Annotated in this window: 27 protein-coding genes; 16 read left to right on the forward strand and 11 right to left on the reverse strand. The window is 72.2% G+C overall.

Translation table 11 applies throughout. From position 1 onward, the window contains the following. Positions 1 to 9 precede the first annotated feature (9 nt). Positions 10 to 825 carry a transcriptional regulator gene (locus AB4K12_RS01660; protein ID WP_368432410.1) on the reverse strand — a complete coding sequence of 272 codons (816 nt, stop codon included), beginning with the start codon at positions 823 to 825 and terminating at the stop codon, positions 10 to 12. Beyond that, on the reverse strand, positions 822 to 1,205 hold the full coding sequence (locus AB4K12_RS01665) for a hypothetical protein (RefSeq protein ID WP_368432411.1): 384 nt from the start codon (positions 1,203 to 1,205) through the stop codon (positions 822 to 824). The genes AB4K12_RS01660 and AB4K12_RS01665 overlap by 4 nt, the downstream gene beginning before the upstream one ends. Positions 1,206 to 1,500: 295 nt before the next feature. On the opposite strand from AB4K12_RS01665, the gene AB4K12_RS01670 reads away from it, so the two are divergent. The 3 genes from AB4K12_RS01670 (at position 1,501) to AB4K12_RS01680 (ending at position 3,827) form a co-directional block, all read left to right on the forward strand. Continuing rightward, on the forward strand, positions 1,501 to 2,724 hold the full coding sequence (locus AB4K12_RS01670; protein WP_368432412.1) for a DUF418 domain-containing protein: 1,224 nt from the start codon (positions 1,501 to 1,503) through the stop codon (positions 2,722 to 2,724). Positions 2,725 to 2,890: 166 nt separating this feature from the next. Continuing rightward, entirely contained in the window at positions 2,891 to 3,631 is a 741-nt protein-coding gene (locus AB4K12_RS01675; protein WP_368432413.1) for a hypothetical protein, read from the forward strand. Between the two features lie 16 nt (positions 3,632 to 3,647). Next, the gene (locus AB4K12_RS01680; RefSeq protein ID WP_086570736.1) at positions 3,648 to 3,827 is read left to right on the forward strand and encodes a hypothetical protein; all 180 of its coding nucleotides are present in this window, start codon (positions 3,648 to 3,650) and stop codon (positions 3,825 to 3,827) included. 220 nt (positions 3,828 to 4,047) lie between these two features. On the opposite strand, the gene AB4K12_RS01685 is transcribed toward AB4K12_RS01680, so the two are convergent. Both AB4K12_RS01685 and tdh read right to left on the reverse strand, forming a co-directional pair. Beyond that, positions 4,048 to 5,229, reverse strand: a complete 1,182-nt coding sequence (locus AB4K12_RS01685; protein WP_086570738.1) for a glycine C-acetyltransferase — start codon at positions 5,227 to 5,229, stop codon at positions 4,048 to 4,050. Between the two features lie 34 nt (positions 5,230 to 5,263). Further along, positions 5,264 to 6,304: an L-threonine 3-dehydrogenase gene (tdh, locus tag AB4K12_RS01690; RefSeq protein ID WP_086570740.1), complete on the reverse strand. Its 1,041-nt coding sequence runs from the start codon at positions 6,302 to 6,304 to the stop codon at positions 5,264 to 5,266. Positions 6,305 to 6,399: 95 nt separating this feature from the next. Here tdh and AB4K12_RS01695 point away from each other — a divergent pair, with 95 nt between their 5' ends. The 4 genes from AB4K12_RS01695 to AB4K12_RS01710 all read left to right on the forward strand — a co-directional run bounded on the left by AB4K12_RS01695 (position 6,400) and on the right by AB4K12_RS01710 (position 9,844). Beyond that, positions 6,400 to 7,314: a LysR substrate-binding domain-containing protein gene (locus AB4K12_RS01695; RefSeq protein ID WP_368432414.1), complete on the forward strand. Its 915-nt coding sequence runs from the start codon at positions 6,400 to 6,402 to the stop codon at positions 7,312 to 7,314. Positions 7,315 to 7,456: 142 nt separating this feature from the next. Next, the gene (locus AB4K12_RS01700) at positions 7,457 to 7,783 is read left to right on the forward strand and encodes a putative quinol monooxygenase (protein WP_086570744.1); all 327 of its coding nucleotides are present in this window, start codon (positions 7,457 to 7,459) and stop codon (positions 7,781 to 7,783) included. Between the two features lie 105 nt (positions 7,784 to 7,888). Continuing rightward, positions 7,889 to 8,605, forward strand: coding sequence for a L,D-transpeptidase (locus AB4K12_RS01705; RefSeq protein WP_368432415.1), 717 nt, complete (start codon positions 7,889 to 7,891; stop codon positions 8,603 to 8,605). 132 nt (positions 8,606 to 8,737) lie between these two features. Next, positions 8,738 to 9,844, forward strand: a complete 1,107-nt coding sequence (locus tag AB4K12_RS01710) for a choice-of-anchor A family protein (protein WP_368432416.1) — start codon at positions 8,738 to 8,740, stop codon at positions 9,842 to 9,844. 13 nt (positions 9,845 to 9,857) lie between these two features. On the opposite strand, the gene AB4K12_RS01715 is transcribed toward AB4K12_RS01710, so the two are convergent. Both AB4K12_RS01715 and AB4K12_RS01720 read right to left on the reverse strand, forming a co-directional pair. Continuing rightward, positions 9,858 to 10,973 (reverse strand): WD40/YVTN/BNR-like repeat-containing protein, encoded by a 1,116-nt coding sequence (locus AB4K12_RS01715; RefSeq protein WP_368432417.1) that lies wholly within the window; start codon positions 10,971 to 10,973, stop codon positions 9,858 to 9,860. A gap of 613 nt (positions 10,974 to 11,586) precedes the next feature. After that, positions 11,587 to 12,636, reverse strand: coding sequence for a questin oxidase family protein (locus AB4K12_RS01720; protein WP_368432418.1), 1,050 nt, complete (start codon positions 12,634 to 12,636; stop codon positions 11,587 to 11,589). 231 nt (positions 12,637 to 12,867) lie between these two features. Here AB4K12_RS01720 and AB4K12_RS01725 point away from each other — a divergent pair, with 231 nt between their 5' ends. From AB4K12_RS01725 to AB4K12_RS01735, 3 genes are all read left to right on the forward strand, one after another. Further along, positions 12,868 to 13,833, forward strand: coding sequence for a GlxA family transcriptional regulator (locus tag AB4K12_RS01725; protein WP_368432419.1), 966 nt, complete (start codon positions 12,868 to 12,870; stop codon positions 13,831 to 13,833). Between the two features lie 148 nt (positions 13,834 to 13,981). Continuing rightward, positions 13,982 to 15,208 (forward strand): cytochrome P450, encoded by a 1,227-nt coding sequence (locus AB4K12_RS01730; RefSeq protein ID WP_368432420.1) that lies wholly within the window; start codon positions 13,982 to 13,984, stop codon positions 15,206 to 15,208. Between the two features lie 152 nt (positions 15,209 to 15,360). Continuing rightward, complete coding sequence (locus AB4K12_RS01735) at positions 15,361 to 16,011, forward strand: VC0807 family protein (RefSeq protein ID WP_368432421.1); 651 nt, start codon at positions 15,361 to 15,363, stop codon at positions 16,009 to 16,011. Positions 16,012 to 16,093: 82 nt separating this feature from the next. On the opposite strand, the gene iscX is transcribed toward AB4K12_RS01735, so the two are convergent. Continuing rightward, positions 16,094 to 16,288, reverse strand: coding sequence for a Fe-S cluster assembly protein IscX (gene iscX, locus AB4K12_RS01740; protein ID WP_362253965.1), 195 nt, complete (start codon positions 16,286 to 16,288; stop codon positions 16,094 to 16,096). A gap of 112 nt (positions 16,289 to 16,400) precedes the next feature. Between iscX and AB4K12_RS01745 the strand changes: the two genes are divergently transcribed. Together AB4K12_RS01745 and AB4K12_RS01750 are read left to right on the forward strand one after the other, a co-directional pair. Next, positions 16,401 to 17,870: a flavin monoamine oxidase family protein gene (locus AB4K12_RS01745; protein WP_368432422.1), complete on the forward strand. Its 1,470-nt coding sequence runs from the start codon at positions 16,401 to 16,403 to the stop codon at positions 17,868 to 17,870. A gap of 31 nt (positions 17,871 to 17,901) precedes the next feature. Then, the gene (locus AB4K12_RS01750) at positions 17,902 to 18,654 is read left to right on the forward strand and encodes an acyltransferase (RefSeq protein ID WP_362253971.1); all 753 of its coding nucleotides are present in this window, start codon (positions 17,902 to 17,904) and stop codon (positions 18,652 to 18,654) included. Between the two features lie 58 nt (positions 18,655 to 18,712). On the opposite strand, the gene nadE is transcribed toward AB4K12_RS01750, so the two are convergent. Continuing rightward, positions 18,713 to 19,543, reverse strand: coding sequence for an ammonia-dependent NAD(+) synthetase (gene nadE, locus AB4K12_RS01755; protein ID WP_368432423.1), 831 nt, complete (start codon positions 19,541 to 19,543; stop codon positions 18,713 to 18,715). 253 nt (positions 19,544 to 19,796) lie between these two features. Here nadE and AB4K12_RS01760 point away from each other — a divergent pair, with 253 nt between their 5' ends. After that, complete coding sequence (locus tag AB4K12_RS01760) at positions 19,797 to 20,969, forward strand: amidase (RefSeq protein WP_368432424.1); 1,173 nt, start codon at positions 19,797 to 19,799, stop codon at positions 20,967 to 20,969. A 194-nt stretch (positions 20,970 to 21,163) separates the two neighbouring features. Next, positions 21,164 to 21,610: a hypothetical protein gene (locus AB4K12_RS01765; protein ID WP_368432425.1), complete on the forward strand. Its 447-nt coding sequence runs from the start codon at positions 21,164 to 21,166 to the stop codon at positions 21,608 to 21,610. Between the two features lie 394 nt (positions 21,611 to 22,004). Here AB4K12_RS01765 and AB4K12_RS01770 read toward each other — a convergent pair whose 3' ends face one another. The 3 genes from AB4K12_RS01770 to AB4K12_RS01780 are packed head-to-tail and all read right to left on the reverse strand — an operon-like array spanning position 22,005 to position 23,619. Further along, positions 22,005 to 22,844 (reverse strand): helix-turn-helix domain-containing protein, encoded by an 840-nt coding sequence (locus AB4K12_RS01770; protein ID WP_368432426.1) that lies wholly within the window; start codon positions 22,842 to 22,844, stop codon positions 22,005 to 22,007. Between the two features lie 6 nt (positions 22,845 to 22,850). Beyond that, on the reverse strand, positions 22,851 to 23,375 hold the full coding sequence (locus AB4K12_RS01775; RefSeq protein WP_368432427.1) for a DUF6879 family protein: 525 nt from the start codon (positions 23,373 to 23,375) through the stop codon (positions 22,851 to 22,853). Further along, positions 23,353 to 23,619: a hypothetical protein gene (locus AB4K12_RS01780; RefSeq protein ID WP_368432428.1), complete on the reverse strand. Its 267-nt coding sequence runs from the start codon at positions 23,617 to 23,619 to the stop codon at positions 23,353 to 23,355. The genes AB4K12_RS01775 and AB4K12_RS01780 overlap by 23 nt, the downstream gene beginning before the upstream one ends. 374 nt (positions 23,620 to 23,993) lie before the next feature. On the opposite strand from AB4K12_RS01780, the gene AB4K12_RS01785 reads away from it, so the two are divergent. Together AB4K12_RS01785 and AB4K12_RS01790 are read left to right on the forward strand one after the other, a co-directional pair. Then, a complete protein-coding gene (locus tag AB4K12_RS01785; protein ID WP_368432429.1) occupies positions 23,994 to 24,428 on the forward strand; it encodes a hypothetical protein in 435 nt (144 codons plus the stop codon). Between the two features lie 167 nt (positions 24,429 to 24,595). Continuing rightward, the gene (locus tag AB4K12_RS01790; RefSeq protein ID WP_368432430.1) at positions 24,596 to 25,252 is read left to right on the forward strand and encodes a class I SAM-dependent methyltransferase; all 657 of its coding nucleotides are present in this window, start codon (positions 24,596 to 24,598) and stop codon (positions 25,250 to 25,252) included. Positions 25,253 to 25,259 lie beyond the last annotated feature (7 nt).

Consider the following 25,259-nt stretch of genomic DNA (forward strand, 5'->3'; position numbering starts at 1 on the left):
GGAGAGGGGTCACAGGGCCTCCAAGGCGTCACGGATCCGGTAGAGGAGCGAGACCTCCACGGTGGCGGCCGGTGTGCGGGCCGGCAGCGGCGTACGCGCCCGCGGGCCGGCCCCGGGCCCGGTGTCCGGCGGCGGGGTGCGCACCAGGCCGGCGGCCGCCAGCCGCCGGACGTCGAGGAGGGTGGTGAAGGCCGAGCGGCCCAGCGCGCGGGCGATCTGGACGGGGGTGCGCACCCCGTCGGCCGCCTGAAGGACCGCCCGCCGCCCGCACGTCGGCCCCGCGCCGGGCGCCCCGGCCGGCACGGCTCCGGGAACGGGCACCACCGGGGCGGTGTCCACCTCGGGCCAGGGCCAGGCCCGGCGCAGCAGGTCACCGCGCCGTCGCAACTCCCGCTGGAGCAGCGGCACGGGCACCGGGCGCACCGGCCCCAGCCAGTGCCGGGCCTCCTTCAGGAAGCGCTCCGGGGCGCGCTGGGAGCTGTCCGGCGGGAACAGCACGAAGTACGCGGCGTCGAAGAGGGCGCTCAGGTGGCACAGCTCCAGTTCGCCGCGGCTGAGCCGGCCGTGCTCGACGAGGAAGCGGCCGGCCCGGTAGTCGGGGCCTCCCTCGGCGACCGCCTCCTCCCAGGCCTCCGCCGACAGCCGGCCGCCCGCCGTCAGCCGCCGGCCGACGTCGGGGACCACGGGGCTCTCGGCGTGCACCACGGCGCCGTCGGCGAGGTAGAGCGCCCCGGCGTGGCCGTGCAGTGCGCCCGTCGCCCCCTCGGCGGCCAGCCGGGCCAGCGGGCTGCTCGCGGGGTCCGGGCCCGGGGTGGCGGCGGTCATGCCAGCACCAGCCGTGCCGTCAGATCCTTGAGCCGGAACAGCGCCATGGCGAGATTGGCCTCGGCGCGGTCCAGCCACAGATAGAGGAAGACGCTGCTGTCGAAGCCGGTCTCCACGAAGCGCATCAGGTGGTAGCTGCCGCGCGCCGTGACGACCAGGTCCTCCACCGGTCCGGCGTCGCGGCCGGCGCGGGTGAACGCGCCGTTCTCGAAGGCGAGCCTGGCCAGCTCCGCCGCGTCGGCCGCCGCCGCCTCGTGGTCGCCCGCCGGTCCCTCGCCCACCGCCCCCAAGGTGAGCCCGCTGGTCCAGTCCACGAGGCCCGCGCCCCGGGCGCCGGGAATGGTCATGGCCTCGGCTAAGCACCCGTCGATACCGGTCACACGATCCTCTCCAGCTGCGCGGCGGCAGGGGAGTGCCGCGCCTTACGTACGGGTGTCAATCACCGAATGGCGTGTCGTCTGCGACGGAAGGTAATCGAAAAGTGGAGCGTGTGGTGAGGGTTTGGCATTTTCTCCGGTCACATGTGGAGGTCCGCGGCGGCCCTGGATGGCTGAATTCCGCCTGCACTACATCGAAGGATGTAGGCCCGTTTCATCTCTGCATACGAGGCCTTATGCCCTATGCGCGATCGACGATGAAGGGAAACGACCACCAACGATCGCTTCGGAGGCTCTCATGTCGGACACGGTACGGTCGGCTTCCAGAAGCCCGGCCGAGACCCTGGCGAGGGCCGCCCCCGGCGCTCCGGCGGGCAGGCTTCCGCTCCTCGACGTCCTGCGCGGCGCGGCGATCCTCGGCACCCTCATGACCAACGTCTGGATCTTCGCCGGCCCGGGGGCGGAGTGGGGCGTCCTGGAGGGCGCCACGGACGGCTCGTCGCTGCGCCACCTGATTTTCGACCCCTCCCTGCCACGGGCCGCCGAAAGCGTCTTCCGCTTCCTCGCCGACGGCAAGTTCCTGGCCCTGCTCACCGTGCTCTTCGGGGTGGGCCTGGCCATCCAGTTCGGCTCCACCGCCCGGCGCGGGCAGCCCTGGCCCGGCCGCTACCGGTGGCGTGCGCTGTTCCTGCTCGCCGAGGGAACGCTCCACTTCGTCCTGGTCTTCGCCTGGGACGTCCTCATGGGGTACGCGGTCACCGCGCTCCTGGTGGCCTGGCTGCTCACCCGGACCGAACGGTTCCGGCGGGTGGCGATGTGGACGGCGGCCTCGCTGCACCTCGCGTTCATGTCCCTGCTCACGCTGGCGTCGGTGGCCTCCTCCGACTCGGGCGGGGGCGAGGGGACCTCCCGGAACGTGGTGGACCTCTACGCCGACGGCGGCTACCTGGACCAGGTCCTCTTCCGCCTGCGCAACGCCGGCGCCCTGCGCATGGAGCCGGTGCTCTCCTTCGGCCTGCTGGTCTTCCTCTTCCTGCTCGGCGTGCGGCTCTTCCGCGCGGGCGCCTTCGGCTCCGACGCCACCGGGCGGCGCATCCGCGCCCGCCTGCTCGGCTGGGGCCTGGGCCTCGGCCTGCCGCTGAACCTCGCCGCCTCCCTGGCCGGCCCCGACTTCTACGTCCTGAGCCGCTATGTGGCCGCCCCCGTGCTGGCCCTCGGCTACCTCGGGCTCGTCGGCGTGCTGACGGACCGTCTGCGCGGCGGGGGCCTCCTCACGACGGGCCTCACGTCGGTCGGCCGTACCGCGCTGTCCTGCTACGTCACCCAGAACGTGCTGTGCGTCCTCGCCTGCTACGGCATCGGCCTGGGCCTGGCGGCCCGCCTCGAGGGCAGCGGACCGTGGTGGGTGATGGGCCTGTGGGCCGTGGTCTGCCTGCTGCTCATGACCGCCTCGACCCTGTGGCTGCGCCGTTTCTCCACCGGCCCGCTGGAAGCGGTGCAGAAGTGGGTGCTGCGGAGGTGACGACGGCCCTCCGGGGTCCAAGGGGAACCGGAGGCCGTTCCGTTGATACTCAGAACTCTCTCAAATCACTTGTCCCCCTTCCCGGCGCGGCTGCAGGATCTCTCCCGTGGGCCGGGAACCCCCAACAGCCCGTGAAACATGACCCATTGGGGGACGGGGAGACGAAGTGAACCGTCGTACCGCTGTCAGAGCCATAGCCACCCTGGGTACCGCCGCCGTCCTCGCGGGAGGCACCGCCACCGCCGCCACCGCCGCCACGGGAGGCGGCTCCGCCCCCGCCCGCAGCGCGAAGACGGCCACGCCGGCCGCCTACGTCAAGTACCTCGGCGCCTCTCACGAGGAGGGCGCGGCGCAGACCCTGAAGGAGTTCAAGGGCCTGTCGACCGCCAAGCAGCAGAAGTACCTCGACTACCTCAACGACCCCAAGGCGCTCAAGGCGCTCCTGACGGAGACGTCCCGGCCCGGTGCCGCCGCCCGCTCGACCTCGCTGTACAAGGGCGACGTCGTCCTCGAGGGCAAGCACACGGCCACCTTCCGCCCCGACGCGGTGAACGGGCTGGCGGCCAAGGGCAAGCTGTCCAGGGGCACCTGGGAGACCACGTACACCGCCTCGCAGAAGATCTTCGGCATCACCGTGACCAAGCTGAAGGTGTGGGTGAACTACTACACCGACGGCAACCTGATCCGTCAGGTCAACTTCGCCGACGGCGCCAAGCGGAACTTCAACGCCGCCGTTTCCATCTCCATGAGTGTGCCCAAGGCGTGGCAGTCGGGCTCGTACGCCCACGGTTCCGTCAACTGGGAAGGCAGCATCATCTACAAGGGCTTCGGCATCCAGATCGACAAGCGCCAGGAGGTCTGGGCCAATGAGTACGGTTACCAGGGCGGGTACCTGAAGAACATCTGACCTTGAGGGAGGCCGCATGACCCTGTCCGCCAAGACGGTCATCACCGCACTGACCGTGATCCTCGCAGCACTGGTGGCCCTCGCCATCGCCGGAATCGCCCTCTTCGCCTCCGGTGACGACGGCGGCAGCGGCGGCGACCGCAAGATAAGCGGTGCGCCGGTGGTCTCCGTCGTCGGGGAAGGAGCCGCGGCATGACGCAGCTGTCCGCCACTACGCGTCAGAAGGCGACGATCGCGGTGCTGGCCGTTCTGATCGTCCTCATCCTCAACGGCATGGCGCACAACATCACGTGGTGATCGCGGCCGTGGCGCCGCGATGGCAGAAGGCCCCCGCACGGTTGTGCGGGGGCCTTCGTCGTCCGTACGGGCCGTACGGGCCGTACGGGCCGTACGGGCCGTACGGGCCGTACGGGCCGTCAGGCGGCGAACTCGTCCCGGACCTCGCGGAACGCGGCCACCGTGCGCAGGACGTCCTCACGGGAGTGCGCGGCGGAGAGCTGGACGCGGATGCGGGCCTTGCCCTGGGGCACGACGGGGTAGGAGAAGGCGATCACGTAGATGCCCTTCTCCAGCAGCGCCGCGGCCATGCGGCCGGCCAGCGCCGCGTCGCCGACCATCACCGGGCTGATCGGGTGCTCGCCGGGCAGGACGTCGAAGCCCGCGGCGGTCATCTCCTTGCGGAACAGCGCGGTGTTCTCCCGCAGCCGCGCCCGGCGGTCGCCGGACTCCGTCAGCAGGTCGAGGACGCGCAGCGAGGCGCCGACGATGGAGGGGGCCAGCGAGTTGGAGAACAGGTACGGGCGCGAGCGCTGGCGCAGCAGCTCGACGATCTCGGCGCGGGCGGCGACGTAGCCGCCGCTGGCGCCGCCGAGCGCCTTGCCCAGGGTGCCGGTGATGATGTCGACCCGCTCGGTCACGCCGAACAGCTCCGGGGTGCCCCGGCCCTCCTCGCCGACGAAGCCGACCGCGTGCGAGTCGTCGACCATCACCAGGGCGCCGTAGCGCTCGGCCAGGTCGCAGATCTCGTCCAGGGGGGCGATGTAGCCGTCCATGGAGAACACGCCGTCGGTGACGATCAGCTTGTGGCGGGCGCCGGAGGCCTCCTTGAGGCAGCGCTCCAGGTCGGCCATGTCGCGGTTGCGGTAACGGAAGCGGGCCGCCTTCGACAGGCGGATGCCGTCGATGATGCTGGCGTGGTTGAGCTCGTCGGAGATCACCGCGTCCTCGGCGCCGAGCAGCGTCTCGAAGACGCCGCCGTTGGCGTCGAAGCAGGAGCTGTAGAGGATCGTGTCCTCGGTGCCCAGGAACTGCGAGATCCGCCGCTCGAGCTCCTTGTGCGGCGACTGGGTGCCGCAGATGAAGCGCACCGAGGCCATGCCGAAGCCCCACTCGTCCAGCGCCCGCTTGGCGGCGGCGATGACGTCGGGGTGGTCGGCGAGGTCCAGGTAGTTGTTGGAGCAGAAGTTGACGACCCGGCCGTCGCCGACGCTGATGGCGGCGGACTGGGGGCTGGTGATCACGCGCTCGGACTTGTACAGCCCGGCGTCGCGGATGCCCTGCAGCTCATTGCGCAGGTGCTCGCGCATGCTGTCGAACACGGGGACTCTCCTCGTCGTACGGTCGTGGGCGGCGTCAGGGGGCGGTCGGCCGGGTCCAGTCGATGACGACCTTCCCGCACTGGCCGGACCGGGCGGTGGCGAACGCCTCGGCGTGCTGCTCGAAGCCGAAGCGGTGCGTTATCACCGGGGAGATGTCGAGGCCGCTGCGCAGCAGGACGGACATCGCGTACCAGGTCTCGAACATCTCGCGGCCGTAGATGCCGCGCAGGGTCAGCATGCGGGTGACGACGGTGGCCATGTCGATGGTCACGTCGCCGGCGGGCAGGCCGAGGGCGGCGATGCGGCCGCCGGGCGACATGGTGGCGATCATGTCCTGCAGGGCGTCGGCGCGGCCGGACATCTCCATGCCGATGTCGAAGCCCTCGGTCATGTTCAGCTCCGGCATGACGTCGGCGATCCGGCGGCTGCTGACGTCGACGGCGAGGGTGGCGCCCATCTTCTCCGCCAGGGCCAGCCGGTAGGGGCTGACGTCGGTGATCACGGTGGAGCGGGCACCGGCGTGGTTGGCCACGGCCGCGGCCATCATGCCGATGGGGCCGGCGCCGGTGATCAGCACGTCCTCGTTGAGGACGGGGAAGGAGAGGGCGGTGTGCACCGCGTTGCCGAACGGGTCGAATATGGCCGCGACGTCGATGTCGATCTCGTGGCGGTGGACCCAGACGTTCGACTGGGGCAGGACCACGTACTCGGCGAAGGCGCCGTCGGTGTGCACGCCCAGGCCGACGGTGCGGATGCACAGGTGGCGGCGGCCGGCCATGCAGTTGCGGCAGGTGCCGCAGACCAGGTGGCCCTCGCCGCTGACGATGTCGCCCACCGCGACGCCGGTGACGCCGGGGCCGGTCTCGACGACCTCGCCGGCGAACTCGTGGCCCAGCACGAGCGGGGCGCGGACCACGCGGGCCGCCCACTCGTCCCAGCTGTCGATGTGCAGGTCCGTACCGCAGATGCCCGTGCGCAGAACCTTGATCAGTACCTGGCCCGCGCCGGCCGTCGGCGTCGGTACCTCGGTCAGCTCAAGACCCGGTCCAGCGGTGGTCTTCACCAATGCCCTCATGAGGGATCACTGTGACGCCTCGGAACTGTGAAGTCCATCAACGTTTTGCGGTACTGCCTGTGAAGCTCCACTTCACGATCTGGGATAGTGGACAAATGATCGACCCCCGCCGGCTGAGGGTGCTGCGCGCCCTCGCCGACCACGGCACCGTCACCGCCGCCGCCCACGCCCTCTACCTCTCGCCCTCGGCGGTCTCCCAGCAGCTCACCGCCCTCGAGACGGAGACCGGGCACACCCTGCTGGAGCGCCGCGGCCGTACGGTCCGGCTCACCGCCGCCGGCAGCGTCCTGGCCCGGCACGCCACCGAGGTCGCCGCCCAGCTCGAGCGGGCCGAGGCCGACCTGGCCCGGTGCTCGACGGGCCTGGCCGGGGACGTGGCCATCGCGGCGTTCGCCACCTCCATCACCGAGGTCGTCGCCCCGGCCGTCGCCGCTCTGCGCGAGCGGGCGCCCCAGGTGCGCGTGCGGGTCAAGGACGCCGAGGGGTACACCAGCGCCCGGCTGCTCATGGACGGCGAGGTCGACATCGCCGTGGCCGTGGAACACCGCGACTCCCTCGGCACCATGGACGGGCAACTGCTGCGCACCCCCCTCTACGCGGAGCCCTTCGACGTCGTCCTGCCGCCGGGCCACCGGCTCGCCGACGAGCCGGAGATCGGCCTGACCGACCTGCGCGAGGAGCCGTGGATCACGCCGTGGCCCGGCAACCCCGTCCACGAGGCCGTCGTGCGCGCCTGCGAGGAGGCGCGCTTCCAGCCGCGCGTGGAGTGCCTGTCGGACGACTTCTCCGCCGTCTGCGCCCTGGTGGCCGTCGGCGCCGGCGTCGCCCTGGTGCCCCGCTCCGCGCTGCACGGCATCCGCCCGGCGCTCACCCCGGCCGTCCGGCCGGTGCGCGGCCCCGGCCCCACCCGCCGCGTCTTCACCGCCGTGCGCCGGGGCAGCGAGGGCCACCCCCTCCTGCGGCTGGCGCTCGACGGGCTGCGCGCCCAGGCCGCCCGGCTCACGACCTGAGGGGCCCGCGGCGTCACCAGCCGGCCGGTTTTCCGGCAGGGCCGGAATGCGCGGCGCTTCCGCTCGCCCGCCCGGCGCGCGGGCGGCAGCATGGTGCCGGTTCCGCCCGGAACACCCCGACCGACGACTCCTGGAGCGCCGCATGATCTTCATCGCCGTCAAGTTCACCATCCGCCCCGAGCGCAGCGCCCGGTGGCTGGAGGACGTCGCGGAGTTCACCCGGGCCACCCGCGAGGAGCCGGGCAACGTCTTCTACGAGTGGTCCAAGAGCGTGGACGACGAGCACCAGTACGTGCTGCTCGAGGCCTTCGAGTCCGCGGAGGCGGGCGCGGTGCACGTGAACTCCGAGCACTTCAAGACCGCCATCGCCTGGATGCCCGACGCCGTCGCCGAGACCCCGCAGATCATCAACGTCGAGGTGCCGGGCACCGGCTGGTCGGCGATGGCGGAGGTCCAGCCGCGCCGGTGACGGCCGCCCGGGCCCGGCGCCCGGGCCCGACCCCCACGGGTGAACGGTCCGCCTGTTCGGCCCGCGCGGGATGCCGGTCGCGGCCACGACCGGTAGATGTCGTTCATGAACATCGGACAGGCGGTGCCCCGGGTGGGCCCGGCGCCCCGGCGCACCGCCATCACGGCGGCCCTGCTCGTGGCCGCGTGCGCCGTCGGCGTCCTCCCGGCGACGGGTCACGCCCGCGCGGAGGCGGGATGCCGGGTGGAGACGGGGCCGTACCAGTGGGAGCTCGAGGCGTATCTGGGCCGGCCGCGGAACGGGTGGCAGTCGGCGGCGGACTGCGCCGCCATCGCCGCGTTCCAGCGCACGGAGGACGTCCGGCCGGCCGACGGGTACGCGGGCCTGGCCACGTACCGCACGATGCTGGTGGCACAGGCGCGGGCGAACCCCAACGCGGCCGGCAAGTGCCCCGTGGACACCGGCCGGACGGCCTGCGTGGACCTCGACCGGCAGCTGATGTGGGTGCAGGAGGGGCGCCGGGTCGCCTTCGGTCCCGTGGCCGTGCGCACCGGGCGGGCGGGGCAGACCACGCGCACGGGGCGGTACACGGTGTACGTGAGGAGCAAGGACCACGTCTCCACCCTCTACGCCAACTCCCCCATGCCGTACTCCCAGTTCTTCTCGGGCGGCCAGGCCTTCCACGGCCGGCTGGGCACCCTTTTCGACGGCGGCGGCTCGGCGGGCTGCGTGAACCTCACCGTTCCCGACGCCCAGCGGCTGTGGGACGTGCTGCGGCTCGGCGACCCGGTGCAGGTGTGGGGCCGCAAACCCGGGACGTGACGCCGGTGGGCGCCGATCGGCTGTCCGGGGCAACGCCCCGGCGCGTCGGAATATCGGACGAGATGCCCAACGCCATAGTCGGGATCGGTTCGGCGGAAACGTCGACATGGCGATGCGACCAGGCGAGGCACCGTGAACGCAAGCACGTCCGGCCACCCCGCCGCCGCCCCCGTCCGCCGCTCGAGGCGGCTGTGGCGGGCGGCGGTGAGCGTCGCCTCGGCCGCCGCCCTGGCCGGCGGCCCGGCCGTGCCGGCCGCCGCGGCGCACCTGCCCGGAGGCCTGGGGCCGTGCCGGCCCGGCAGCTGCCCCACCGCCTACCCCGCCGTCGGCGACGGGCCGTTCGCCGGCCGCGACAACAACGTCAACGTCTTCGTCGGCGGGGACTACCGGGTGCGCGGAGCGGCCGCCGGGGCCGAAGGGCGCGTGGTCGCCCTTGGCCGCTTCGACGTGCACAAGTCCTCCGGCGGCCTCGGCTACGGCGTGGGCGTGCTGGCCACCGGCTCCCGCGTCCCCCCGGCCGACGGCGCGGACTTCCTGACCGCGGGCGGCCCGGTCGCCGTCGCCCGCGGCCAGCACCTGGACGCCGAACGAGGCGTCGTACGGCACGCGGGCCCCGTCAGCGGAACCATCCTCCGGCGCGCCGTGAAGGACCCGGCCGCGGCCGGCCCGTACGCCGCGCTGCGCGACGAGCTGGCGGCCGCCAGCCGCTGCTACGCCCGCGGCCCCGACGGCCGGGGCCGCCCGGCCACCGGCACCGCCCGCAACACCGGCTCGGAGACCGTCTTCACCGGCGACGGCACCTCCGCGCTGCAGGTCTTCGACGTCGACTTCGACCTCGTCGGCCCCGGCGGGGGCCCGCAGGGCATCCGCTTCACCGGCATCCCCACGGCCGCCACCGTCCTGGTCAACCTCAACGGCCCCGCCCGCGTCGTCAACACCCACAGCGGCGGCCTGACCGACGACGCCCCGCTCAACCGGCTGCGCGAGCGCCTGCTGTGGAACCTGCCCGACGCCCGGCGCGCCGACTTCCACGGCACGGGGCAGTTCCAGGGCAGCGTGCTGGTCGGCGAGCGCTCCGGCGAGTCGACGGTCACCGTGCCGGGCGTCAACGGACGGTTCTTCACCGCCGGCTCGCTGACCCACACCTCCGCCCCGACCGGCGGAGGAGGGCAGGCGTTCCACGCCTACCCCTTCACCGGCGAGCCGCCCGAGTGCGCGAGCAGCCCTGTGGGCAACTGATGGTGACGCTGCGTCAGTCGACCCGTACCTCCTCCAGGCCCAGGTACATCACCGACGGCCGGGCGGGGTGGAAGGCGATGGCGGAGATGCCGTCGTAGGCGTTGTGGGTCTTGGTGACCTTCCCGGTGGCCGCGTCGAGGCGGTAGAGGTCGGTGCCGTAGCCGGAGAAGTACGTGCCGTACTCGAAGTAGAGGACGTTCGCGTCGGCCGGGCTCGGGGCCAGGAGCGTGCTGTTGGTGAGCTGGGTGTCCGCGGTGTCGTCGACGACCCGGGTGAAGGTACGGCCGCCGTCCGCCGAGCGGTACAGGTGCCGGCCCTCGCCGGCCCGGCCCGGCCCGTTCTCGCCCAGGTCGAGGCCCAGGCCGTAGACCACCGAGGAGTCGGCGGGGGAGACTGCGACGTCGAAGAGGTTCGCCGAGCCGCCGGCGGCCAGGCCGGTGGACGGCTTCCAGGTGTTCCCGCCGTCGGTGGTCACCTCGCCGCCGCGCACCATGGCGCCCGCGACGGCGTGGTCGAGGTCGGCGCGGTCGAAGGCCACGGAGTACACGCTCGCCCCGCCGCCGAACGCCGCCGTGCCGACGGGACGCCAGTGGGCGCCCGCGTCGGCGGAGTGGTAGAGCCGGCCGTCGCGCCCGGCGACGCGCAGATGGTCCGGACGGGCCCGGTCGGTGCCCACGCCCACGATGTCCGCGGTGGGCGACGGCAGGCGGGTGACGGTCCGGCCGTCGACGCGGGCCAGGTAGCCGCCGCCCATCTCCCAGGCGAAGGCCCGGCCCCCCTTGGCGGCCGCCAGGCGGGTGGATCCGCTGCCGAGCGCGGCCACCCGGCTCCAGGTGCAGCCGGCGTCGGTGGAGCGCTGGAGTTCGCCGTCGCGGGTGGCCAGCAGGGTGCCGGGGGTGTCCAGCGCGACCAGGCCGTGGGTGTAGCTAGTCCGCTGCAGCGTTCCGGTGGTGGGCGCGAGGCTCGCGCCGTCGTCGGTGGTGAAGGTGACCCCGCCGTCGCCCACCACGCGACCGCAGGACGGGACGGGCCACGCGGCGGTGTCCGCACCGGCGGCCGGGGCGGCGGTCGGTGCGGCGAGGACGAGGGCGGCGGCTGCCGTGGTGACGGCGGCACCGAGGCGCTTCATGAGCTCTCCCTTGTGAGGCATGAGACGTGAGGCGGGGGGTGATGTCGGGTCGACGATCACGTTCTATCCCGTCGATCCTCCGTCGCAGAACGCGATGAAGCGTCAAAGTTCCTGGCGTGAAAGGTCCTTGCGAAAAAAACCGGGCCCCTGCGTGCATGACGGGCCTCGCTGCGTGATCTCCCCAGTCGCATATGAGTACGAGTACTCACGCCCGTCGCACCGCGCGCCGCGGCTCTCGCCGCGGCCGGCTGGCCGCCGGGCGCCTACAACATCGCCGACGGCGAGGCGTACGCGCGCGACGCGACCCTGCGCGGGGTGCTGCGCGCCCACGGCGACAAGGTGACGGTCCATCATCTTCCGTATGGTGTCGCCCGCTTCGCGGCCCGCGCCGCCGAGGCGGCGGCGCGCCCGCGGCCGGGGGCCGAGGTCGCGCTGTCGCGCTACGCGGTCGACCAGCTCGCCCACCGGGTGGTCCTCGACATCGGCAAGGCGCGGGTGCGGTTGGGCGCCGAGGCGGACGCTCGAGGACTTCCTGGCGGCCGTGCGCGCGGAGGCGCGAGGGCGCGGGTGAGGCCGATCGGCCCACCCGGCGCCCATCGACTTCCCGCGTCGCTCAGTCGTCGGCCTCGATCAGCCGTACGGCGTTGAGCGCGGCGGACAGGGCCCGGTCGTCGCCGTCCTTCGACGCGGCGGCCACGTCGAGCGCGGTGTCGGCGAACTTGATGACGTGTTCGTCGCCGTGCGCCACGGCCCGCTCGAAGACCTCCTCGGGGGTGAGGGAGGAGACGACGGGCGGGGTCAGGGGCTCGTCGGCCGCGTAGATGGAGGTGATCGCGGCGGTCGCCGCCCAGGCGACGGTGAGCGAGAGGCCCCACAGCTCCCGGGGGAGGGCGGGCAGCGTGCGCAGCACCGCGTTCGGGGCGGTGGCGGCGTGCACGAGCATGACGGGCCCGCCGTGACCGTGGGTGGCGTAGCTCAAGGTGGCGGCGCGGACCAGGTCGGCGAGCCGGTCCCGGACGGCGTCCGGGTTCTCGGGAACGTACAGCGACTCGGCGGCCCCGAGCCAGCCGGGGGTGGTGGGCAGTTGGTCGTAGCCGCGCTGGGGCAGCAGGTTCCGCTCGGCGACGCGGGGGAGGGCGGCGATGGCGTCGGCGGGTGTGGCGCGGCCGGAGGGGGCGACGGTGACGGGCAGGAGGGTGTGGCGGGCGGCCCAGTAGCCCAGGGCGTAGGCCAGTTCGGACAGGCGGGTGGCGTCCTCGCCGTCCCGCAGGAGCGCGCGCACGGCGTGGCCGACGCGGATGACGGGGTGGGTCGCGGCGCCGGCGATGCCGGGCAGCAGGCGGGGCCACCATTCGGTGAGGACCTCGCGCCAGGGCCGTTCGGCGATGCGCCGGGAGAAGTAGCCGGTCCAGTCGGTGACGCGGGCCGTGTCGCCGAGCGCCTCCCGCCAGTCGTCGTCGCCGATGGGGGTGCGGGCGGGGGGTAAGTCCTCGAGCCTGGTCTCGTAGGCGTCGAGCCAGCGGTGGACGATGGGGGCGTGGCCGTTGCGGACGAGCGCCTCCACCGCCATGGGGCCGTGGTTGCTGAGGTAGCCCTGGAACTCGGGGCCCGACCGGTGGAGACGCTGCAGGGCTTCGTCGAGGGTGCCGTTCGTCGTGTCCATGGCCCGAGGCTAGGCTTCCGGCCGCCGCCCGCGTAACGGTCCTGGGCCCTACACCGCTGGTCGTACGGTCCGCGGCCCGGGTCGAAGGACCTACGACCAGCCGTGCGTTCGCTCGCGTGGCGGGCGGGGCGTCCACCGGGCGGACGCCCGGCGCGGCCGGTGTGATCAACCTACCGATCGGCCCGTCGTGTCCCCGGTGGCGGATGCGCGCCATCACCTACCGTTCCCGGCGTGAGAATCTCCGTGCTGGTCATGGACCGTGTCCTCGACTCCGGCCTCTCCGCCGTGCTCGACGTCCTGCGGACGGCCAACGAACTGCGCGGGGAACTGCCGCAGCCCCCACCGCCGTGGCGGGTGAGCTGCGTCGGCGAGAGCGGCCCGGTCCGTACGGCCGCGGGCCATCTGGTGGAGGCGATCGCACCCGGGGAGGCGGCCGGCCCGGACGTCGTGGTGGTGCCCGGCGTCGGGTACACGCGGGCCGAGCCGCTCGCCGCCTGGGTCGGCTCCGCCGAGCGGCGGCCCGCGCTGGACGCCGTACGGCAGGCCCACACCGACGGCGTGCCGCTGGCGGCCGCGTGCACCGGGACGTACCTGCTCGCCGAGAGCGGGGTCCTCGAGGGGCTGCCGGCCACCACCAGTTGGTGGCTGGGGCCGCACTTCCGCCGGCGCTACCCCGGCGTGGTCCTCGACGAGACCCGCCTGCTCACGCACGCGCCCGGCATCACCACCGCCGGGGCCGCCATGGCCCACCTGGACCTGGCGCTCGGCCTGGTCCGCGAGGCCAGCCCCGTCCTCGCCGACCTCACCGCCCGCTACCTCCTGATCGACAGCCGGACCGGCCAGGCCGCCTACGCCGTGCCCGGCCACCTGGCGCGCGCCGACCCGACCGTCGGCGCGTTCGAACGCTGGGTGCGCGAGCACCTCGAACAGCCGCTGCGGATCGCCGAGGCGGCCCGCGCGCTGGGCACCGGCGAACGCACCCTGCAGCGCGCGGTGGACCGCGTGCTGGGCGTCTCACCCCTGCGCTTCGCCCAGCGCGTCCGCCTGGAGCAGGCCGTGCACCTGCTGCGGACCACCACCCTGCCGACCGACGCCGTCGCCCGCCGGGTCGGCTACGAGAACGCCACCACGCTCACCACGCTGCTCCGGGAGCGCCTGGACACCACCCCCGGCCGGGTGCGCCGACGGCCGCTGTGAGCCCGGCCCTCACCCCTGCGGGTGTAATCCGCCATCATCGGGACAAGCACCACCACAGCGGGAATACCCACCTTGTACGGGGCTGTCCGCTGTGCGGCCCATGATCGGTTCCGGCGGGACACGGCCGGCACGAGACGGGGAGCGACCCATGACCGAGGAAGCCTGTCCGGCCCGGCAGCGGACCGGTGAGGTGGTCCACGACTGGCCCGTGGACCACCTGCCCGGCCTGGAGTTCGACCCGCTCCTGCACCGCCTGCTGCGCGACGAGCCCGTCGCCCGCATCAGGATGCGCTTCGGCGAAGGGGACGCCTGGCTGGTCACGCGGTACGAGGACGTCAAGACCGTCGCCGCCGACCCCCGGATGAGCCGCGCCCTCACCGTGGACCGGCCGGTCACCAGCATGACCCCGCACGTGGTGGCGCCCGCCGGCGGCATCGGCCGCACCGACCCGCCGGACCACACCCGGCTGCGCCGCCTGGTCGCCCAGACCTTCGGCCGCAAGCGGGTGGAGGCCCTGCGCCCCCGGGCCCAGGAGCTCGCCGAGCGCATGACCGGCCGGATGCTGGACCAGGGCCCGCCGGCCGACCTGGCGGAGCACCTCACCGGGCCGCTGCCCGCCCAGCTGATCGGGGATCTGCTCGGGGTGCCGTCCCACGACATCGACCGGCTCCAGGCCTGGCGGGGCGTCATCCTCTCCAGCAGCCACTCGCAGCAGCGCGGCGACGCGGTCAAGCGCGAGATCGCCGACTACTTCCGGGGGATGGCCCGGCACCGCACCGAGCACCCCGGCGACGACCTCTTCAGCGCCCTGGTGGCCGAACAGGCCGAGGGCGGCCTCAGCATGCCGGAGCTGATCTCGCTCGCCGTGATGCTGGTGCTCAACGGCATGGACGCCGTGCGCAACCAGGTCTCCAACATGGTCTACGCCCTGCTGACCCACCCCGAACAGCTCGAGAAGCTGCGGGCGGATCCCGCGCTGCTGCCGCAGGCCGTCGAGGAGCTGCTGCGCTTCATCCCGCACCGCAACGGCGTCGGCCTGCCGCGCATCGCCACCGGCGACCTGGAGATCGGCGAGAGCGTCATCCGCGACGGCGAGGTGGTCTACGTGTCCTACCTCGCGGCCAACCGGGACTCCAACGTCTTCACCGAGCCCGACCGGCTCGACCTCTCCCGCGACGAGGCCCCCAACCTGTCGTTCGGACACGGCGCCCACTACTGCGTCGGCGCGATGCTGACGCGCATGGAGGCCGAGGTCATGCTCTCCACCCTGCTGGAGCGTTTTCCGCGCCTTCGCCTGACCGCCTCTCCCGAACAGATGAGATGGCGTCAGGGGTCGATCAACCGCGGTCCCGAGGAGCTGTGGGTGAGCTGGTGACGTACCCGACGTAACGGGAGTTGCCCGGAAGCGGATCTTCCCCCTATGGTCCGTGCGGTTTGTTTTTTGATCTTACTTTCGGGGGACTTGTGTCTGCTCAGCCGTCAGCGCCGGAACGGCGCTTCGGTGCGACCACCGCACTCAGCTGGATCGTGTCGATCGTCTTCAACGTCGTACTGCCGATCATCACGTACAACCAGCTGACCGACCACGGCTGGGGCGACTTCTCCGCCCTCGCCGTCTCCGGCCTGTGGCCGGTGGTCGACACCGTCGTGTACCTGCTCTGGCACCGCAGGCTCGACGAGTTCGCCATCATCACGATGATCTTCATGGCGCTGACGCTCGTCGTCACCGGCATCGGCCCGCACTCCACCCGGCTGCTGCTGGTCAAGGACTCCGCCATCACCGGCCTGTTCGGTGTGGTCTGCCTGGTCAGCCTGGCCACTCCGCGACCGCTGATGTTCTTCATGGGCCGCAAGTTCGGCACCGACGGCACCAAGGAGGGCGTCGCCCACTGGAACGAGATGTTCGCTCGGTTCCCGGGCTTCCGGAAGACGCTGAAGACGATCACGCTCGTGTGGGGTGTGGGCTACGTCGTCGAGGCGGCGGCGCGCATCGCCCTGTCCTACGCCCTGTCGACGGACGCCATGGTCGGCGTGAACTCCGTCCTGTCGTACGGCATGCCCGTCGTCCTGATCACCTGGACCATCAGCTACTCCAAGCGCGCCCGCGCCAAGGGACAGGCCGCGACGGCCGCCGCCGCTGCCGCCGCCGAAGCGGAATCGGCGCCCGCGGCGGCGTGACCCCGCCGCGCCCGCGGAGACCGGCGCCCCGGAGGACGGCATCAGCCGACCGCCGGGGCGCCGGCGCTTTCTCATCCGGTTCTCATCTCGCTCTGTCGCTCCAGGCCAGCTGAATCGACTCCAGGATGCGCGCGTTGCACAGCGTGGGGTCGTCGGTGAACCCGCTCAGCGCGGCCACGCGGTCGCGGATCTCCGTGGGCTTGACCGCGAGCGGCTTGGTGCCAGGGTGCCGCGCGGCGAGATCCGCCGCGATCTGTTCGATGTCAGTCCATCGCATGGCCATGAGTGTGTCCGAACGGGCGTGCCAGGTCCAGGGTGCCGTCAGCCCCTGCGGCCCATGGCCGAAGCGGCCTGACGGCCGGTGTGTCATGCCGGTGTGTAATGGGGACATGCCCGCACATCTCCCGCCCGCCCCGGACGGCCCGTCCGCTTCGCGCCCCGCCGGCACCACCACTCTCGTCGTCGGCGCCGGCATGGCCGGGCTCTTCGCCGCCCGGGAACTGCACCGGGCCGGACACGCCGTCACCGTGCTGGAGGCACGGGAGCGCACCGGCGGTCGGCTGTGGAGCGAGGACTGGGAGGGCGTGCGCATCGACCTGGGCGCGTCCTGGATCCACGGCGTCGACGGCAACCCGGTCACGGAACTCGCCGAGGAGGCCGGCGCCCCCACCGTCGTCTACGACGTCGGCACCCTCGACTTCGACTACGGCAACCCCCGTGGTGTCACCGCCTACGCCGCCGACGGGCGCCGCCTCACCCGCGCGGAGGCGCTCGAGCGGGAGGCCGACGAGGAGGCCGCGGCGGGCGAACTGGCCGCCCGCGCCGAACGCGCGGACCACCGCGTCTCCGTGGCCGATGCCCTGCGCGGCGTGCTGAGGGACGGCGTGCTGAAGGGCGGTGTGCTGAAGGACGGCGGCCTCGCCCCCGAGCGCGCCGCGCGGGTGACCGAGGCGCGCGGCCGCATGATGGAGGACGACTGGGGCGCCGGCCTCGAGGAACTCTCGCTCGCGTTCATGTCCGAGGGCCAGGACTTCACGGGCCACGAGGTCGTCTTCCCCCAGGGCTACGACGCCCTGGCCGCCCACCTCGCCCGGGGACTGGACGTGCGACTCGGCCACCACGTCACCCACGTCGACCACAGCGGCCCCGGGGTGAGCGTCCACACCGCCGGCCACGGAACGTTCACCGCCGACCGTGTCCTGCTCACCCTGCCCCTCGGCGTGCTCAAGGCCGGTACCGTCACCTTCGCCCCCGCCCTCCCCGCCCCCAAGCGCCACGCTGTCGAACGCCTCGGCATGGGCGTCTACGACAAGCTCTACCTGCGCTTCCCGGAAGCCTTCTGGGACGACACCGACCTGATCCGCCAGGAGGGCACCCGCCACGGCGCGTTCGCCAACTGGTTCGACCTCCGGCGCGTCCTCGGCGTCCCCGTCCTGGCAACCCTGGCCGGCGGCCCGGTGGCCCGCCGCCTGGAGACCCTCGACGACGCGGCCCTCGTCCGCGAGGCGCTGGCGTCCCTGCGCGGCATCTACGGCGACGCGGTGACCGAGCCCGTCGCCCACCGCCGCACCCGCTGGGCCGCCGACCCCCACGCCCGCGGCTCCTACTCCTTCCCCGCCGCCGGCACGCTCCCCGGCGACCGCCCCGCCCTGGCGGCCCCCGTCGGCGACCGCCTCCACTTCGCGGGCGAGGCCACCACCGGCGACTTCCCCGGCACCGTCCACGGCGCCCTGATCTCCGGCCGCGAGGAGGCCCGCCGCATCCTGCGCGCCACCGCGTGCGGGACGAAGGGCGGGACGACGCGTGGGACGATGCGTGGGACGACGCGTGGGGCGAAGATCACAGGTCAGGGCGGGTAACGGGCGGCGGCGCGCTGAGTACGGTGAGCGGGTGCCGACACAGCAGAACCTGTTCTCCAGCCTCGCCGCCCTCAGGCGCCGAGCCGTCTCCCGGGCCGTTCACCGCGGCGCGCGCTGGGTACGCGAGGCCGGCGCCGTCAGCGCCGAGCGCCCCGGCCCGTACCGCTTCCGCGCCCTCGGCACCGGTACCCGGCTCGCCTTCCCGCAGGGCACCGTCTTCGGCGAGGCGTGGATCGAGCTGGGCGACCACTGCATCATCGGCCAGGGCGTCACCCTCACCGCCGGCATGATGCCCGACCTCGACCTCGGGCAGGACACCGTCGTACGCCTGGGCAACGGCGTCGTCCTCGGCCGCGGCAGCCACGTCGTCGCCGAGGCGCCACTGACCATCGGCGACGACTGCTTCTTCGGCCCCGGCGTGTATGTGACCACCACCAACCACAGCTACGACGACCCCGACGTGCCCATCGGCAAGCAGTGGCCCCGCAGCGCGCCCGTGGAGATCGGCCCCGGCAGCTGGATCGGCACGGGGGCGGTCATCCTGCCCGGCGCCCGGCTGGGCCGCAACGTCGTCGTCGCGGCCGGCGCCGTCGTACGCGGCGAGGTCCCCGACCACGCGGTGGTCGCCGGCGCCCCCGCCAGGATCGTCCGCACCTGGAACCGCGACACCGGCTGGCAGCCGCCCCTGCGCACCCCCGCCCCGGCCCCCCTCCCGGAGGGCCTGACCGCCGAGCAGCTCAAGGGCCTCGCACACCTCGAAGCGGCGACCCTCGACCACGACTGACGGCCGAGGTCCTGCTTGCCGGTCCTCAGGGAGTCCCCAGGGAGTCCTCAGAGAGTCCTCAGGGGGCGATGGGCAGCTGACGCTTGTGGTCGGTGAGGCGGTAGCGGTTGACGATCGTCTCGAAGGCCCGCTCGTCCACCGGCTTGCCCTCGAGGAAGTCGTCGATGTCGTCGTAGGTGACCCCGAGCGCGTCCTCGTCGGCCTTGCCCGGGTCGAGGGTCTCCAGGTCGGCCGTCGGCGTCTTCCACACCAGCTCGGCGGGCGCGCCCAGCGCGTCCGCGACCGCGCGCACCCGGCGCTTGGTCAGGCCGGTCAGCGGCACCAGGTCGGCGGCGCCGTCACCGAACTTGGTGAAGAAGCCGGAGACCGCCTCGGCGGCGTGATCGGTGCCGACGACCAGACCGTTGTGCGCGCCGGCCACCGCGTACTGGGCGATCATGCGCTGCCGGGCCTTGATGTTGCCGTGCACGAAGTCCTCGTGATGGGCGTCGCGGAAGCTCACCCCGCCGGCCCGCGAAGCCTCGAGCGCGGCGTCGCTCGCGGGCTTGACGTCCACGGTCAGCACGTGGTCGGCCCGGATGAAGGAGAGCGCGAGCTGGGCGTCGTGCTCATCGGCCTGGACCCCGTAGGGCAGCCGCATCGCGTAGAACCGCGCCTCGTGCCCGGCGGCCCGGGCCCGCTCGACGGCGAGCTGGCACAGCCGGCCGGCGGTGGTGGAGTCCACGCCGCCGCTGATGCCGAGCACGAGGGAGCGCAGACCGGTCGAGGTCAGCCGCTCGGCGAGGAAGGCCACCCGGCGCTCGATCTCCCGCTCGGCCTCGAAGATCTCGGCGACCTGGAGTTCCCGGGCGATCTCCTGCTGCAGGGCCATGGACGCCGGCTCGCTCACGTCTGCTCCTTGTTTCCGGTTCACGATGTGCTGTGGCACCACCCTACCCAGGCGGTGCGGACGGGCCAGGGCCGGGCGGTGAACGCACGGGCGGCCGAGGGGGCCGAATCGGATGCCGGCGGACGACCGACCGTGAAATGATTCGATCATGGTTTTCGGACGGGGGCCGGCGCCGGTCAGGCCCCGCGTCCCAAGAGAATGGGGAAACAGCAACAGCCGCGACGGCGGCCGCCCCCGCTGAACGGAGACCGCCGTGCTCACCCTCACCGACTACACGGCTCTGTCCGCCACCCGGATCGCCGCGGCCGTTCAGGCCGGCGAGCTGTCCGCGCGTGAGGTGGTGGAGGCCGCCCTGGCCTGCGTCGAGGAACGTGACGGAGTCGTACGAGCCTTCCGCCGGACCTGGCCCGCCCACGCCCGGGAACGCGCCGCCGAGGTCGACGCGCAGATCCGCCGGGGCATCCGGCTCCCGCTCGCCGGAGTGCCCCTCGGCGTCAAGGCCAGCGAAGGCCTTGACGCGTTCCAGAGCACCCGCCTGGCCTCTGCCGGGTGCGTGCCCATCGGCGCCACGTCGGTGCCGCACCGTGGCGGCGGCTGGCAGACGTACGGCCACACCGACCGAGGGCCCACCACCAACCCCCTCAACCCCGACTGGTCCCCGGGCGGCTCCTCGGCGGGGTCGGCGGCCGCCGTGGCCGCCGGCATGGTTCCACTCGCCACGGGGTCGGACGGCGCCGGGTCCGTTCGTATCCCCGCCGCGTGGTGCGCCATCGTCGGGCTCAAGCCGACCAACGGCGTCCTCCCCGCCCGCGATCGCGCCGGCCTCAACACCCCCGGCCCCCTGGCCCGCCACGCCCACGACGCCGCCGCGTACCTACGGGCCCTCACCGGGCACCCGGACCTCGCGTCGTTATCGCCCCGCTCGGTGGGCTGGTCGCCGACGCTCGGGTTCGCGGACACCTCGCCCGCCGTCGCCGACACCGCACGCTCCGCCCTGCGACGTCTCGTCGAGGCCGGTCTGCTCGCCCCCACCGACATCGCCGTGCGCCTGCGCGATCCCGCGCCCGCGTGGAGCGGCCTGCGGGACGCGTCGCACGGCGCGTCCCCGGCCGTGACAGAGCTGATCAGCGACAACGACCGGCACCTGCGGGAGATCTTCGCCCGCGTCGACGTCCTCGCCACCCCGACGACGCCGCATCCACCCCACGGCCACGAAGGCCCCGGCCCCCGCATGAGCGTGGCTCTCACCTGGGCCTTCAACATCAGCGGACACCCGGCCGTCACCCTCCCCGCCGGCACGACACCCGCCGGGGAACCCGTCGGCCTCCAGCTCGTCACCCGCCACGGCGGCGAGCGTCTGCTTCTGCATCTGGCGGTCGAGGCCGAGAAGGTGTTCCTTCCGGCCCGTTCCGTCGGCCTTGGCTGAGCCGACAGCGCACGGACGGCCGGCGAGCCAGGGCCAGTGCGCCCTATTCGCAATCGTGATCGAGCAGTCCGCGCCGTAATGGACTTGGCGGCTTCTTGCCCTGTCCCCGGGGCGGACCGGCCATGAGGGTGGGTCCTGCGCCGCCGGTGGCCCGTCGGCGGCGGAAGCGCACCGCGAGAGAGGGAGTCCCGCACATGCCTCCGATCCCGGTCCGTCCCGGCATCTACAAGATCCACGCTCACATCATCGGCCCGTCCGCCGTGCTGGCGGCCACGGAGCACGCGACCAAGCACGGCGCCCCGGTCATCACCGACCGTGTGCAGCCCCTCCCGATCGAGCAGGAGTGGATCATAGAGCCCGCCGAGCCCGTCCCGGGTGCGCCCTATGTGATCCGCCTCGCTTATCACGAGGAGGCGGGCATCGTGAGTCCCGAGGACAGGCTCTGGGTCAACAGTGTTCCGCGCGCCGAGTTCGCGAAGTTCACGTTCGAGTCGGTCATCGGCGGGGTCAAGATCCTGTCGGACAAGGGACTCGCCCTCCGCGCCGGCCACCGCGGCGCGCAGATCACGCTCGTCCCGCCGAAGCCCGAGTTCCAGGAGACGTGGACCCTGGAATTCGTGAGGCCGATCAGCGAGGACTAGCCGAGGAGTCCACGGGGCGACCGGGCGCAGCCGGCCCGGTCGCCCCATGCCCATGCGGGCGCACGGGGGCGCGGTCAGGTGCTGACCCCGGAGTGCACGGGGACGGGCGGGTGCACTCCGGTGAGGGCCTCCGTGCGGGAAACGAGTCGGGGCGCAAGGTGCCAAGGAACTGAGGGAAGGCCCGTTCGATCCATCCGTCCCGGACGGTCGTCTTCACGCCTTCCGCGCGGCCGAGCGCGGCCAACGAGCGCTCCGTCTGCCAGCGGACGAAGCCCCGTTGAAGGCTGTGCCCGGTGGCCGCCTCCTCTCGGGCGAGGAACTCGGGGCGGCTGTGGAAGACAGCGGCCCTTTGACGAGTCTCGCGGGTCCTGCCCCTCGGCCTATCGGGCAGGACCTAGTCCAGGTGTGCCAATGCTCTGATGATGAGCGCTTTGGCGCGCTCGCCGTAGACGGCCGACAGCTTCAGAAGGTCGAACGCTTTGGCATACAGGGCAATTTCTCGGGGCTGGGTAACCGAGAACTCGGCAGAGTACGTCTCGACGAGCACAAGCTTGTCATCGAACATCGAGAAGGAGTTGCCGGGCCAGATGTGCATCACTGCGTCACGGGGGATGAGACCCAGGCTCAGGCGTGGCAGCCGCATGACTGCGAGAAGGCGGTCAAGCTGCCCGCGCATGACGTCCTTACCGCCGATGTTGGTGTACAAAGCCTGCTCGGACAGCAAGACGTTGAATATGCGGTCGCCCTGGTAGAGGTACTGCTGACGCTCCATCCGCTTGGCCACCGCGGCATCCGTGTCGTCGGGAATCTCGTAGAACCCGACCACTTGTTGAAAGGTCGCCGCAGCATATTCGGCTGTTTGGAGAGTGCCCCAGACCACCGTGGGGTGGAAGATGCGGAATACCCTGGTCTTGGAATAGACGGGCAGGGCCTTGCGTTGCCGCTGCTCGGCGCCGGTCTGAAGCTGGCGTCGCCACTCCAGCCACAGCTCCTCGATGTGCCGGACGGTGGCGATGAGGTCTTCGATCTGCTCCTCAGCATTGGTCTTCTGGCACCAGAGCCGGATGTCGTCCTCGCCGGCGTTCTGCCGCCCGTTCTCAATGCGGGAGACCTTCGATTCCTGCCACCCCGTGGCTGCGGCGAATGCCCGGCCGCTGGAGAACCCCGCGTCCTTGCGGAATCCACGCAGCCGGGCGCCCAGGGCCTCGCGCGCCTCCTGTGCTCTGTTGCTCATGGTGGATCAGGGCTGGTACTCGCCGTGCGGGACGGCAAGTGACCAGAGCAGGTCCCGGACTGTGATGCACTCGGCGACCGTGGCGGGATCGTCCAGGAGTTCGGAGCCGAGGACTCGACCGTCCTCACTGAAATGACCGATGGCCAACAGCCGGTCGTCGTACAGCCACCAGTCGTTGCCGGTCACGGGGAAGGTGGTGCTGTCGGGCACCGCGTGCCGGGGGAGCCACCGGATGTCCTCGCCGGCCTCGATGTTCAAATGGGTCAGGGAGTGCTCCCAGTGGACGTACTCCGAGTGCGGCTCGCTGATGACGCGGACCCGCCGCACGCTCTTGCCCTCACCCGTCACCCGCTTCATGAGCGTCATCCACGGGTCGAGCCAGGCGTAGTCGTCCGGCTCGCCGCGCTGCCAGCGCGCGTACGGGGTGTCCTCGACGGGAGAGCCGTAGTCGTCTCGTAGTTCGAGGTGGAAGGCGTCTCGCTCGAAGCTCTCGAAGAGCTCGTCGCGCTCAGCACTGGTGATCAGGTCCACTGTTCTCCTCCAGCAGGGCCGTGATCGAGGACTTGGGGACCTCGATGCAGGTCTCGTAGTCGGGCATGCGTATCTGGCCCAGGGCCTCGGCGTCCGTCATGGCAGGCCCCTGAACGACGCATGTCCCCTCCTCGGTCACCAGCACGATCGGCGCCTCGAAGCGCCTGACCTTCCCCGAGGGACGACCATCCTTGGTCAGGTGCTCGAACAGCTCGGGTGGCCCCTCCACGGCGGTGTGGCCCACGGGGACTTCCAGTTGCGTCAGCAGGTCGTTCGCGTAGACCTTCCAGCCCTGGACGACGTAGCTGTCCCGGTCGGTGGCGTACAGGGTGGGGCTGTCCCCAGGGGGCTGTTCTTGCCGAGGAACCGTAGCTTCATCGTCGCTCTCCCGTCCGCTGCCTTGCGCCGGATTGCTCAGACAACCGATCGTCCGCGTGGCGAATCACCCCGTCAATCCAGGTGCTGCAAACTCGCGCAATCTCTTTGGCGTTTGAGTCATGAGCTCCCTACGGTCGTCTGAGAACCCGAGCCCCTCCCCGCTCGTCGTCGGCTCCGACAACGCCGCATCCGTCGGGCGGGGAGGGTTCCGCATGATCCGTTCGAGCTGGAGGTGCCCACGTGGGTACGGCAGTAGCGGTACGCGATCCGAAGGAAATTCTGGGAGAGGCTGTCTGGGACCGCGAGGTCAAACTCCTGGTCCGCGACAACCTCATGGACACCGTGATGGCCGGTCGCCTCCTCGGCCAGGCCGTCGCCTACCTGATCACCGCCATGGAGACCATGGGCGAGGGTCTGGAGCTCGGCTGCGGAGAGCTGGTGGACACGGCGGTCCACGCGCTCATCCTCGACACGGCGAACTACGCCGAGTTCTGCAAGAAGTACAACAAGGGTCGGTTCCTCCACCACATCCCCGAGATCGAGCGCAAGGCCGACGGCACCGTCATGAGGACGGCGGCCGTGGTCGAGCGGCACGGGTTCGAGGTGGACTGGCCGCTGTGGGAGCGCGATGCCTCCACCTGCTCGCCTTGCACGCAGGGGACGAGCTGCCACTGAGTAGTACGACCGCGTGAAGGCCGGCGGCACCCTCAGGGTGCCGCCGGTTCTCGTTCGAGGGAAGGCCGCGGAACCCCCACCTCTCGCGAAGGCCCGGGAGTAGCGTGTGACCGTCGGAGCCTGACGGTACGGATGCTCACCAACAAGCCACCAAGGAACGTTGCTGTATGAGCGTTGAGACTTACTGGGACCGCTACGCAACCGGAGCCGTCGAGAAGATCGGCCCGGTGGAGGTCTCCATCGAAAAGGGGTTCGGCTGGACCCAGTACGACCACCACGGCCCCGGCGAGGAACTGCTCTGCCAGCCGGAGAAGACGCTGGAGCTGGGATGCGGGTGCGGCGACACCGTCGCCTACCTGGCGCGCAAGGGCATCGACGCAACGGGCCTGGACCTGTCGCCTGTGCAGATCAGGACCGCCGGCGAGCGCTGGGGCGATCTAGCCGGTGCCCGCTTCGTCCTCCGGGAGGCCGTGGACCACCTCAGGACCACGGACGAGACGTACGACGCGATCTACTCGATCTGGGGAGCCTTCTGGTTCACCGACCCCCGTCGGCTCCTGCCCGCCATCCGTGAACGACTCAACCCACACGGCGTCCTCGCCTTCTCCCAAGCACCGGCCGTCGACGGCTGCTACGGCGCGCAAGGAATGTACGGCAACGGCTTCAACGGCAAGATCCTTCCGGTGCAGCGCTGGGCGTACTCCGCAGAGATGTGGAAGGGCATCCTCATGCACCATGGCTTCCTCGACGTGGAGGCCCGGATTCTGGAGGCCCCCGACCCTGAGAACCTGGGGACCCTGATCGTCACAGCCCGAACGGTCTGACCATGCC

Origin of the sequence: Streptomyces sp. C36 (genome assembly GCF_040932295.1) — a bacterium.
GTDB lineage: Bacteria > Actinomycetota > Actinomycetes > Streptomycetales > Streptomycetaceae > Streptomyces > Streptomyces triculaminicus.

Coding starts and splice junctions, on each gene's coding strand:
- AB4K12_RS01660 (WP_368432410.1), bottom strand. CDS start 825: ATGACCGCCGCCACCCCGGGCCCGGACCCCGCGAGCAGCCCGCTGGCC.
- AB4K12_RS01670 (WP_368432412.1), top strand. CDS start 1,501: ATGTCGGACACGGTACGGTCGGCTTCCAGAAGCCCGGCCGAGACCCTG.
- AB4K12_RS01680 (WP_086570736.1), top strand. CDS start 3,648: ATGACCCTGTCCGCCAAGACGGTCATCACCGCACTGACCGTGATCCTC.
- tdh (WP_086570740.1), bottom strand. CDS start 6,304: ATGAGGGCATTGGTGAAGACCACCGCTGGACCGGGTCTTGAGCTGACC.
- AB4K12_RS01695 (WP_368432414.1), top strand. CDS start 6,400: ATGATCGACCCCCGCCGGCTGAGGGTGCTGCGCGCCCTCGCCGACCAC.
- AB4K12_RS01700 (WP_086570744.1), top strand. CDS start 7,457: ATGATCTTCATCGCCGTCAAGTTCACCATCCGCCCCGAGCGCAGCGCC.
- AB4K12_RS01705 (WP_368432415.1), top strand. CDS start 7,889: ATGAACATCGGACAGGCGGTGCCCCGGGTGGGCCCGGCGCCCCGGCGC.
- AB4K12_RS01715 (WP_368432417.1), bottom strand. CDS start 10,973: ATGAAGCGCCTCGGTGCCGCCGTCACCACGGCAGCCGCCGCCCTCGTC.
- AB4K12_RS01720 (WP_368432418.1), bottom strand. CDS start 12,636: ATGGACACGACGAACGGCACCCTCGACGAAGCCCTGCAGCGTCTCCAC.
- AB4K12_RS01730 (WP_368432420.1), top strand. CDS start 13,982: ATGACCGAGGAAGCCTGTCCGGCCCGGCAGCGGACCGGTGAGGTGGTC.
- iscX (WP_362253965.1), bottom strand. CDS start 16,288: ATGCGATGGACTGACATCGAACAGATCGCGGCGGATCTCGCCGCGCGG.
- AB4K12_RS01745 (WP_368432422.1), top strand. CDS start 16,401: ATGCCCGCACATCTCCCGCCCGCCCCGGACGGCCCGTCCGCTTCGCGC.
- AB4K12_RS01765 (WP_368432425.1), top strand. CDS start 21,164: ATGCCTCCGATCCCGGTCCGTCCCGGCATCTACAAGATCCACGCTCAC.
- AB4K12_RS01770 (WP_368432426.1), bottom strand. CDS start 22,844: ATGAGCAACAGAGCACAGGAGGCGCGCGAGGCCCTGGGCGCCCGGCTG.
- AB4K12_RS01790 (WP_368432430.1), top strand. CDS start 24,596: ATGAGCGTTGAGACTTACTGGGACCGCTACGCAACCGGAGCCGTCGAG.